General features: G+C 66.9%; 10 protein-coding genes. 6 read left to right on the forward strand and 4 right to left on the reverse strand.

The annotated features are described in order from the left end of the window. Window positions 1–10: 10 nt before the first annotated feature. Both OM513_RS19955 and OM513_RS19960 read right to left on the reverse strand, forming a co-directional pair. On the reverse strand, window positions 11–571 hold the full coding sequence (locus tag OM513_RS19955) for a cytochrome b (RefSeq protein ID WP_264946542.1): 561 nt from the start codon (window positions 569–571) through the stop codon (window positions 11–13). Next, the gene (locus OM513_RS19960) at window positions 568–1,803 is read right to left on the reverse strand and encodes an acyl-CoA dehydrogenase family protein (RefSeq protein WP_264946543.1); all 1,236 of its coding nucleotides are present in this window, start codon (window positions 1,801–1,803) and stop codon (window positions 568–570) included. Before OM513_RS19960 ends, OM513_RS19955 begins: the two co-directional genes overlap by 4 nt. A 130-nt stretch (window positions 1,804–1,933) precedes the next feature. On the opposite strand from OM513_RS19960, the gene OM513_RS19965 reads away from it, so the two are divergent. Next, entirely contained in the window at window positions 1,934–2,926 is a 993-nt protein-coding gene (locus OM513_RS19965) for a DODA-type extradiol aromatic ring-opening family dioxygenase (RefSeq protein ID WP_264946544.1), read from the forward strand. 134 nt (window positions 2,927–3,060) lie between these two features. On the opposite strand, the gene OM513_RS19970 is transcribed toward OM513_RS19965, so the two are convergent. Continuing rightward, window positions 3,061–3,354 (reverse strand): hypothetical protein, encoded by a 294-nt coding sequence (locus OM513_RS19970; protein WP_264946545.1) that lies wholly within the window; start codon window positions 3,352–3,354, stop codon window positions 3,061–3,063. 97 nt (window positions 3,355–3,451) lie between these two features. Between OM513_RS19970 and OM513_RS19975 the strand changes: the two genes are divergently transcribed. From OM513_RS19975 to OM513_RS19995, 5 genes are all read left to right on the forward strand, one after another. Beyond that, window positions 3,452–4,717, forward strand: a complete 1,266-nt coding sequence (locus OM513_RS19975; protein WP_264946546.1) for a Rieske 2Fe-2S domain-containing protein — start codon at window positions 3,452–3,454, stop codon at window positions 4,715–4,717. A gap of 2 nt (window positions 4,718–4,719) precedes the next feature. Beyond that, window positions 4,720–5,010 (forward strand): YciI family protein, encoded by a 291-nt coding sequence (locus OM513_RS19980; RefSeq protein WP_264946547.1) that lies wholly within the window; start codon window positions 4,720–4,722, stop codon window positions 5,008–5,010. 17 nt (window positions 5,011–5,027) lie between these two features. Next, window positions 5,028–5,516, forward strand: coding sequence for a flavin reductase family protein (locus tag OM513_RS19985; RefSeq protein ID WP_264946548.1), 489 nt, complete (start codon window positions 5,028–5,030; stop codon window positions 5,514–5,516). 104 nt (window positions 5,517–5,620) lie between these two features. Continuing rightward, complete coding sequence (locus OM513_RS19990; protein WP_264946549.1) at window positions 5,621–6,637, forward strand: nuclear transport factor 2 family protein; 1,017 nt, start codon at window positions 5,621–5,623, stop codon at window positions 6,635–6,637. 28 nt (window positions 6,638–6,665) lie between these two features. Beyond that, window positions 6,666–7,787 (forward strand): uroporphyrinogen decarboxylase/cobalamine-independent methonine synthase family protein, encoded by a 1,122-nt coding sequence (locus OM513_RS19995; protein WP_264946550.1) that lies wholly within the window; start codon window positions 6,666–6,668, stop codon window positions 7,785–7,787. A gap of 282 nt (window positions 7,788–8,069) precedes the next feature. Here the strand turns inward: OM513_RS19995 and OM513_RS20000 are convergent, their stop codons facing one another. Next, window positions 8,070–10,391 carry a TonB-dependent receptor gene (locus OM513_RS20000; protein WP_264946551.1) on the reverse strand — a complete coding sequence of 774 codons (2,322 nt, stop codon included), beginning with the start codon at window positions 10,389–10,391 and terminating at the stop codon, window positions 8,070–8,072. Window positions 10,392–10,730: the final 339 nt, after the last annotated feature.

Genomic DNA, 10,730 nt, shown 5'->3' on the forward strand with positions numbered 1-10,730 from the left:
GGCCCGCGCCTCACTCGGGCGCCGGTCCCAGCCGCATCCGCCCCAGCGTCCGGTCGCGCAGCGCGAACTGGTGCCACAGCGCGGCGGCGACATGCACCAGGATCAGTGCGATCATCGCATATCCGGCGGCGACATGAATGTCGCCCGCGATCGTCCCCGTCGCCCTGTCCACCGGCAGCTTGGGCAGGCCGATGCCGAACCAGCGCAGCGGATACGGCCCGCCGGAACTGAGCACATAGCCGAGCAGCGGCATCGCGATCAGGAAACCGTACAGCGCGGCATGCGCCGCCGCGGCCGCGCGCCGCTGCCATGCGGGACCGGTCTGTTGCAACGGCGGCGGAGGCCGGCGGAAACGCCAGCCGATCCGCACGAGCGTCAGCACGAACACGGTGATCCCCAGCGACTTGTGCAGCGGCACCGCGGCGATGCCCAGCCCGTCGCTGATCGCGTCGTCAAACAGCGCGAGCAGCAGCAGCGCGACCACCATCGCCGCGGTGACCCAATGGATCGCCGCCGCCACCGAATCATAGGCGCGGGCCGCGTTCGCGTCGCGGGATGCGTCCGCGCTCATTTGCGCTTCTGGATTGCGAACTCGCTGGGCCGCAGCCCGCAGATCGCGCGGCCATAGCCCGTCATCGCGCGATCCCAGGTGAAGGCGAAATGCTGCGCGGCGGAGTTCACGTCGCGGAAGATGCGCTGCAAGGGATCGCCGTCATAGATGCCGCTGCCGCCCGCCACCTCGAACACGCGATTGGCGGCATAGCGCGCGGTCTGCACCGCCCAGGCCCAGTTGCGCGGTATCTGCGCGCGCTGCAGCGGCGAGATATCGGAAGGCTCGCGGGCGCGATCGATCATCTGCGCGTCGGAGATCACCAGCGCCAGCGCCGCGTCCACCTCCGCCCCCGCCTGGGCGATCCGCGCGAAGGTGGCGGATTGCTCCGCCAGCTCCAGCGGATCGGCACCCTCCAGCCGCTTGCCGAGATGCTCGGCAAAGCCGCGGACAAGGCCGCGCGCCATGCCCAGCGGCGCGCCGACGATCGAGAAGGGCGCCAGATCGGCGAAGGGCATGCGGAAGATCGCGCCCTCGTGCAGCCGCGCGCCGGGCGTGGTTCCCGCCAGCATATCGGCCAGCGAACAGCTCCGGTGCGCGGGGATGAAGCAATCGTCGATCTTGATCGAACGGCTGCCGGTGGCGCGCATGCCCATCGTCGTCCAGTCGTCGATCACCGTGATCTCGGACTTGGGGACGACGAAGAAGCGCGGCTCCATGCTGCCGTCGGGCAGCTTCACCGCATTGCCGATGATCACCCAGGTCGCATAATCGATGCCCGAGCAGAAGCGGCCGGTGGCGCCCGTCAGGCGATAGCCGTCGCCTTCGGGCACCACGGAGCCGCCCAGGCGGAACACGGTGGCGATCAGCGTGGTGGGATCGCCCATGATCTCGCGCTGCGCCGCTTCCGGGAACAGGTTGATCAGCCAGCTATGGCCGGCGAGCACGCCGAATATCCAGGCGGCCGAGCCGGACGCCGACCCCAGTTCCGACGTCACGCGCACCAGATCGGCGAAGCCCAGCTCCGAACCGCCCAGGTTGCGTGGCATCACCAGCCCGAACAGGCCGGAGGCGCGCATCTTCTCCACGAGCGAGTCGGAAAGGTGCCGCGCCGCCTCCGATGGCGCGTCGGCCGCGCGTACCTCGGGCAGCATCGCGCGAACCGCGGCCATCGCCGCCTCGCCCGATTGCAGCACCGGCCAGGCACCGGTCAGGTTGATGCCAAGGTCCCGGTCCTCAGCGGTGGTTGCCATGAAACATTCCTCCAGCCTGGTGAGATGGCCAGCCGCCCGCGATTGACCGGCGAGCCAGCATTGTTATACAAGATAGGTAACCTATCCGACGGCACGTCGCAAGTCCGTCCGGCCCGGGAGAGAATGGGACATGGCGGAAATCGTACTGGGAATCGGCACCAGCCACGGGCCGATGCTCGTCACCGAAACCGAAATCTGGGGCGCGCGCGTACCCAATGACAAGGTGAGCGTCCACGCATGGCGCAACGGCGACTGGACCTATGACCAACTGGTCGAGGCGCGCGCCGGTGAAGGGCTCGCCGCCCAGATCACGCGCGAGGTGTGGGATGAGCGCCAGGCCCGCTGCCAGGCCAATATCGAGCAGCTAGCCGATATCTTCGCGGATGCGCGCGTCGATATCGCGGTGATCGTCGGCAACGATCAGAACGAGATCTACCGCAACAGCCTGAACCCCGCCTTCGCGGTCCATTACGGCGATACGATCACCAATTACGAGTTCACGCCCGAGCGGATGAAGGAAGTCCCGCCGGGGGTGGAAAAGTCGCTGCCGGGCTATATCCCCGCGGGCGGCGCCGAATATCCGGGCTGTCCCGAACTCGCGCTCAGGATCATCGGCCAGGCGATCGCGGACGAGTTCGACGTGGCGGCGATGAACGCGATGCCGCGGCCGGAAACGCCGCATGCCTGGGGCTTCGTCTACCGCCGCATCATGCGCGACAATCCCTGCCCCAGCGTGATGGTGACGGTGAACACCTTCTTCCCGCCCAACCAGCCCACGGTGCGGCGCTGCTACAAGTTCGGCCAGTCGATCCTTCAGGCGATACGCGAGTGGGACAGCGACAAGCGCGTCGCGCTGATCGCCAGCGGCGGGCTGACCCATTTCGTCATCGACGAAGCGGTGGACCGCACCTTCCTGGACGGGCTCGCCAACAAGCAGTTCGAGCCGGTGTTCGCGCTGGGCGAGGACATCTTCCGCGACGGCACGTCGGAGATGAAGAACTGGGTTCCCGTCGCCGGCGCCATGGCGCAGCTCGGGCTGGAGCCGCATGTGATGGACTATATCCCCTGCTATCGCAGCGAGGCGGGCACCGGGAACGCGATGGGCTTCGTCTACTGGCGCTGAGCCTCGCGCGCCCTCCGCGCAGGGGCGTCGCCAGCGCGATTTCCAGCCGGGTGGAATCACCCGGCGGCCCGGAAATCACGGCAGACACGAAAAAATGGAGCGGCGATCCGGTGCAACCGGACCGAAAGCCGTTCCTAGACCAGCGCCCCGCGCAGCGCCGCGGCGGCCTCGGCCGGCTTGCCCTCCATGCCCACCAGATCGTGCGCGCGATGGATGGCGTCGCGCATCTGGCGGAGCTGGGCCGCGTCGCGCAGCCCGTCCGGATCGCCCGCGCGCAACGCGATGTCCACCAGCCGCCACAGCTCGTCCAGCTCGCTCTCGCGATAGATGAATTGCTCGTCCGTCCGGGATCGCTGGATCCGGTCCACCAGCGTCTGGATGGTCAGGTCCGACATGTTCTCGATGGGCAGGATACTGTCGAGGTCCAACGAATGCCTCCGGGTAAGGAATTTTGCGGATAGGTAGTGACTCTTGGCGAGTAGCACGATATTTATATTGTATCGTCTAACAAAACAGGTGCGTCAAATGCTCTCTCACGAGGACAACGAGCTGCTCTGCCGGGTCGGCCCGGGGACTCCGATGGGTAATCTGATGCGGCGTTTCTGGATGCCCGCGCTGCTGACGCAGGAGCTGGAGGCCGACGGCAAGCCGGTGCGCATCCGCCTGCTCGGCGAGGATCTCGTCGCGTTCATGGACACCCAGGGCCGCATCGGCCTGCTCGACGAGCATTGCCCGCATCGCGGCACCTCTCTGGCGCTCGGCGCCAACGCCGATTGCGGTCTGCGCTGCCTGTTCCACGGATGGAAGTTCGACGTCACCGGCCAGTGCATCGACACCCCGGCCGAGCCGGAGAATTCCAAGCTCGCCAAGGCGATGCGCGTGAAATCCTATCCCACCCGCGTCGCCGGCGGTATGGTGTGGACCTATATGGGCGAGAAGGAGAACGAGCCTCCCTTCCCCGCCTTCCCCTGGTTCGACATGCCGGAGGGTAGCTGCGAGGCGTTCAAGGTCATCTACGAGTGCAATTATTCCCAGGCGCTGGAAGGCGCGGTGGACAGCAGCCACGCCGGCATCCTGCACCGCTCCGTGCCCTGGGACCAGGAGGCCCGCTGGCCGCATGAGAAGGATCTGCGGCCCAAGCTGGAGATCGAGTTCACCCGCTACGGCATGCGCTATTGCGCGGTGCGCGAGGCGGGCGAGGGCAAGAAGAACGGCCGCATGACCCAGGTGCCGCTGCCCTTCTGGACCTTCATCCCGCCCGATGGCCCCACCGCGCCGGAGTTCCGCCGCAACCGCCGTCTCGTCAACGCCTTCGTGCCGCGCGACGACTATACCACCTGGCACATCCAGTTCTTCTACGATCCGGGCCAGAAGATCGACCGCGCGCACCGCATGGCCGAAGCCAACACCCCGCATGACGAGAATTTCTTCAAGACCAACGGAAAGTCGGTCTGGTACAACCAGGACCGTGCGATGATGAAGACCCAGAACCTGTCGGGGATCGTCGGCGTCGCGCTGGAGGATCATGCCGTCAGCGAGACGATGGGCGCGATCGCGGACCGGACCAAGGAGCATCTCGGCCGTTCGGACATGGCAGTCGTCGCCTTCCGCCGGATGATGCTGAAGGCGGTGCGCCAGCTCCAGGAAACGGGTACGCTGCCGCAGGCGGACCAGGGCGCGTTCGACTGGAACGAGATCACCGCCGAAACCTTCATCTTCCCGCCGGAGAAGAAGTGGCAGGAAATCCAGCCGCTGCCGGAGAAGCTCCAGCCGGTCGACGCGGCAGCCTGATCGTGCCGCATTATCTTGTCGAATATCGCGAGCTCGGCAATCCGGCCGGGCGCGAGGCGCTGCGCGGCGACCATATCGCCTATCGCAAGGGGTTCGGGACGGCGATGCCGCTCACCGGCCCCCTGCTGGGCGACGACGATCAGCCGGTCGGCAGCGTGGTGATCATCGAGGCCGCCGACGCGACGGAGGCGGCCTCGCTCGCCAACGGCGATCCCTATGTCGCGGCGGGCGTGGTGGAGCTGGTGTCGGTGCGGCGCTATCGCATCGCCGCGATGAAACCGCCCCAGGCCTGATCCCGGGCCGCCGCGCGATGACCAGCTTCGATACCCGCGAGTTCCGCGACGCGCTCGGCCGCTTCGCGACCGGGGTGACGATCGTAACCACGGTCGATGCCCAGGGGCGGCGCTATGGCGTGACCGCCAACAGCTATAATTCGGTCTCGCTCGATCCGCCGCTGATCCTGTGGTCGCTCGCGCGCAGTTCGGGCTCGTTCGCCGCGTTCGAGGGCGCGCGCGCCTTCGCCGTGCATGTGCTGGGCCATGACCAGCAGGATCTCGCCACCCGCTTCGCCGCGCGCGGGCAGGACAAGTTCGCCGGGCTGGACGTGATCGCGGGCCATGGCGGCGTCCCGCTGCTCACCGGCTGCGCGGCGCATTTCGAATGCGAGACCGCCGAGCGGTTCGAGGGCGGCGACCATCTGATCTTCCTGGGCCGCGTGGTGCGGTTCGAGCAGTGCGACAGCGATCCGCTGATCTTTCATTCCGGCCGCTTCGCGCGCGTCGCGCCCGCGATTTTGTAACCGCCGGGGCAACGGCCCCGGCGCCTGCGTATCATGGCCGCATCGTTATGCGGCGCAACGGCGAGACCGGCAGAGCCGGCCGCCCAGGCCAGGAGGGGTTCGACATGGGTCCACGCAAGCGCGCGATGGCGATGATGACGGGACTGTTGGGAGCGAGCTGCACCGGCCCGGCGGATACGCCCCCCGGCCCTCCCCCGCCGCCGGCCGCGGCGGAAACGCCGCTCGAATCGGTGACCAACTATGCCCGGCTGCTGATGGTCGAGCATAAGCCGCACACCGCCTTCGCCCGCTATTTCGCGCCCAATCTGATCCAGCACGATCCCTGGATCGGCGACGGCAGCGAGGGCGACCACGAATTCCTGGAGGCCCGGCGCGAGGCCGAGCCGGGCCAGCACGACGCGCTCGATCAATATGTCACCGTGATCCACACCATCCTGGCCGACGGCGATCTGGTGGCGATCAAGTCGCATGTCTTCACCAGCCCGGTCGATCCGGGCCGCGAGTTCGTGGACATGTGGCAGGTGAAGGACGGCAAGTTCATCGAGCATTGGGACGTCATCCAGCCGCTGCCCGTGGGCGGGGTGAACCCCCGCCCGGTGGGCTGCGGCGTCGGCCTGACCTATGCGGCGGCCAAGGCGGTGGGCGATACCGTCGCCAACCCCGTCTGCGGCGCGCCGGACCGCAGCGTGGACAGCGCGGAATCGCGCCGCATCGTCCTCGCCTATATGGCGCTGGGCCAGCAGCCGGGGAAGATGGAGGAGGCGGTCAACACCTACCTCGCCGAGGATTTCGTCCAGCACAGCCCCAACATCCCGCCGGGGCGCGACGGGCTGATCGCCTATCTCGCCGCCCGCGGCGCGGCACGCAGCGCGGACAATCGCCGCTCGCACATCGCCCGGGTGATCGCGGACGGCGACATGGTGATGGTCCACCGCCGCGTCACCTCCGACAGCGATCCGCGCGGCATCGCCTATATCGATCTGTTCCGCCTGCGCGGCGGCAGGATCGCCGAGCATTGGGACGTGGTGCAGCCCATCCCCGAATTCAGCGTCTCCGGCCGGTCGATGGTCGATGGGCCGCTGGAGCCCGGCCGCTACAAGGGCGGGCCGAAACCCGAATAACCCGCGACGACAGCAAGGAAGCGAACCCATGAGCAAGACGATCCGCGCCGATCAGGTCGGCAGCCTGTTGCGCCCCCAGGCGCTGCTCGACGCGCGCCGCGCGCATGAGGCGGGTGCGCTGGCCGATGCCGCGCTGCGCGAGGTGGAGGACGCGGCCATCCGCGACGCGCTGGCGCTACAGGCCGAGGCCGGGATCGAAGTGGTGAGCGACGGCGAATTCCGCCGATCCGCCTGGGGCAACGGCCTGATCGATTCGCTCACCGGCATGGGCACCGCAGCGCGCGCCTATGCCGAGCGTACCGGCGGCGCGCGGCGCTGGCAGGGCGAACATTCCGATCTGGCGCATGAATCGCTGCCCGAACGCAAGGTTGTCACCGGCAAGGTGGGCCTCTCCCGGCGCTTCGCCGCCGAAGAAGCGCGCTTCCTGGCCGCCAACGCCGGCCGGCCGTTCAAGATCACCATGCCCAGCCCGACGATGTTCAACCGGCTGTGGGACAAGGATTTGAGCAGCGGCACCTATCCGGATGTCGATGCGCTGATGGAGGATCTGGTCGGCCTGTATCTGGAGGAGGTCGATGCGCTCCACGCGATCGGAGTTCCCTATCTCCAGCTCGATTCGCTGCGCTACATCGATACGATCGACGCGGTGGAGAAGGGCCAGATCGCCGCGGCCGACGCGCGCGACACCCTCGCCTCGCTCGTCGCGGTGGATAATCGCGTGCTCGGCCGGATGAAGCGCGCGGGCGTGACGCGCGGCGTCCATATCTGCCGCGGCAACCATCGCAGCGCCTGGGCGGTGACCGGCAGCTACGAAAGCGTCGCGGAGTTCCTGCTGGGCCAGGTCGACGCCGACCGCTTCCTGATGGAATTCGACAGCGAACGCGCGGGCGGGTTCGAGCCGCTGCGCTTCGTGCCGCGCGGGCGGATCGTCGTGCTGGGGCTGGTGACCACCAAGACCGGCGCGCTCGAAGACCCCGACGCGCTATGCCGCCGCATCGACGAGGCCGCGAAGATCGTGCCGCTTGAGGATCTGGCGATCAGCCCGCAATGCGGCTTCGCCTCGACCGAGCTCGGCAACCTGCTGACCGTCGACGAACAGAAACGCAAGCTCGCGCTGGTGGTCGAGGTCGCGCGGCGCGTCTGGGGCTAGCGCGTCGCGCCGCAAGCCTGAGCCGCGTTCTTCGGTAGCGCCGGGATGGCGGTCCCAGGACGGCGGCGCTGGCCCACCTCCATTTGAATCACGCGAAGGCGCGGAGTGCGCGGAGAGGGTTTTGCCGCGATAGCGGCTCTCCATTTCCAGCACCGCCGCGCGCGGCCATTGAATGCGCGCCTTCGCGTGAAACATGAACGAAGCGCGGCCAACAACAAAACGGGGCCTGGCTCACGCCGATGAGCCAGGCCCCTTTTTTGCGACCCGAATTGCGGGACGGGATCAGAAGTTGCGCTTGAGCGTCAGGTAGAATTCGCGCGGACGGCCCACGACCTTGGACGAGGTTCCGTTGGTCGCGACGATGTCGAACGCATTGATGTAATAATGCTTGTCGCCCAGGTTGGTGACGCCGCCGGTCAGCTCCCAGTCGCCGTCGGCCGACTTGAAGCGAACGTTGGCGTTCACCAGCGTGCGGCCCTCGATCAGGTTGGTCGCGGCGTTCACCGGATCGGTGAAATAGCTGCTCTGATAATCGGCGAAGATCTGCGGCGTCAGCGTCGCGCCGTTGCCCAGATCGAACTCATAGGACGCGCTGGCCGACCATTTCCACTTCGAGGTGAACGGCGCCACAGACGCCGCGCCAATGCCGGACGCGGTCGCATTGGCGTCGAGGCTCTTGTACTCGAAATCGAGATAGCTGACCGATCCCGACAGGCTGAAGCCGCCGGCCGGATGGAGTTCCGCTTCCAGCTCGATGCCCTTGATGTCGGCGTCCCCCGCGTTGAACGGCACCGCGGAGAGCGGGAAATAGGCCGGATCCCCCGGCGCGCCGGGGAAGCCGTTGGCGTCGATCAGGATGATGTCGCTGTACTTGTTGAGGAACGCCGAAGTGTTGAGGCGCAGCACGCGATCGAACAGGTCGGTCTTGATGCCCAGCTCATAAGCGGTGACGCTTTCGGAACCGAACGGCACCGCCTGCGCCGGGATGAAGGGACGCGGGTTCACGCCGCCGCCCTTGTAGCCGGTCGAGGCGCTGGCATAGACCATCACCTCCGGGCTGAACCGGTAATCCAAGCCCAGGCGCCAGTCGATCGAATCGCCGGTATAGCCCGCGGTCACGCCGTTGAGCGGGCCGACGACCGGCGGCGGGGCGCCTGTGGTCGGATCGGCGCGGGTAAACTGGTACACCTTCTTGTCGTCGGTGTAGCGCAGCCCGCCGATCAGGCTCATCGCCTCCACCGGATGGACGATGACATGGCCGAACACCGACCTGCTCTTGTTGGTGACCGGATCGTCCTGGATGAAGTTGAGCACCGGCGCCGACCAAACGCGGGCGCCGACGCGGCCCTTGCTGTCGAAATAGAAGCCGCCCACCGTCGTCTCGACCAGCCCGTCGCCGAACTCGCCGTTCAGGCGCAGCTCCTGGGTGAACTGGTGATAGGGCTGAAAGCCATAGGTCAGCGTCAGCCCGATCGGGCTGCCGTCGCCATCGAACGAATATTGGCCATAGATATTCTCATAGGCCGTGATCGAGGTGAGCTGGAAATTCTCGCTCGGCTTCCAGTCGATCCGCGCGGAGATCGATTCGGAATCGGTTTGCGCCACCGGCTCGCTCTTCCAGCCGGTCTGGGGGACCAGGAAGGCGCCATAGTTGATGTAAGGCCGCGTCGGCACGAAGCGCGAGTCATACGGCACGCCGCCCAGCGTGGGGGCGGCCGCGTTGTTGGCGTTGGCCTGCTCGACGCCCGGGGCTTCGGAATCGTCGCGCACGATCGCGCCCGCGATGTTGATCTCCAGCGCATCGGACGGCTGGTAGCGCAGCGCCAGGCGCACACCCCAGGTCTGGGTTCCGCCCAGCGTGCCGACCTCGCAATCCGGACCGTTCTTGGAGCTTGGGATGGTGCCGGCCAGCGCCGGCTGGTCGCAGGCGAAGTCGATCAGCTTCACATGGCCTTCGCGATATTTGGAGAAGGCGGAGAAGCGCGCCGACAGATTGTCCGCCAGCGCGAAATCGAACGCGCCGCGCACATCGATCCGGTCGAAGCTGCCATAGGTGCCCTGGATATAGCCGGTGTTCGATCCCTCCGGCTTGCGCGAATAGAGCTTGATCGCGCCGCCGATCGAGTTCTTGCCCGCCAGCGTACCCTGCGGCCCGCGCAGCACCTCGACGCGGTCGAGGTCGAGCAGGTCGAACATCGAGCCGACCAGCACGCCGTGGTAGACGTCGTCGATGTACATGCCGACGCCCGGTTCGAGCGCGAAGTTGGTGTCATACTGGCCGATGCCGCGGATATAGGCGGTCATGCCCGAGCCATAGGCGCTGGAACCCTGCGTCAGGTTCACGTTCGGCGCGGTCGCCGCGACATCGGCGACGCTGGTCAGGCCCTTGGTCTCAAGCTGTTCGCCCGTCATCGCGGTGATCGCGATCGGGGTGTCCTGAAGCCGCTGTTCGCGGAACTGCGCGGTGACGACGATTTCGCCGTCGTTCGATTCGGCCTGCCCCGCCGCGGGCGACTCATCGCCCTGTGCAGGCCCCTGCGCGGCGGCCGGCTGAGCGACGATCAGCGCCGCGGCCGAAACCGTAACAAAGTGAAGCGCTTGCAAACGAGCGCACCGCCGGAATCCCTTCAGCATACCCCTCCCTCTCTCAATTATTCTATCATTATTGACTAACAGATTCGTATAACCAACTCAAGTGATCATCGGCGGCCGGCGTGTCTGCCGGTGCCGTCAAAGCCGGGTTTTCCGCCGCGCGCAGGCGCCGCCGGGCAGCGTCTCTCGCATCTCGAGCATGCGTCACCCCTTTCATATTGTATAGCATTATTGTATACCCATCTGCCTGAACCGGAAACTACAGGAAAGTCAGGCATGAAGACGCGGGCCGCGGTGGCATTTGAGGCGAAGAAGCCGCTGGAGATCGTGGAGGTGGACCTTGAGGGTCCG

The organism is Sphingomonas canadensis (genome assembly GCF_026013525.1).
Taxonomy (GTDB): Bacteria; Pseudomonadota; Alphaproteobacteria; order Sphingomonadales; family Sphingomonadaceae; genus Sphingomonas; species Sphingomonas canadensis.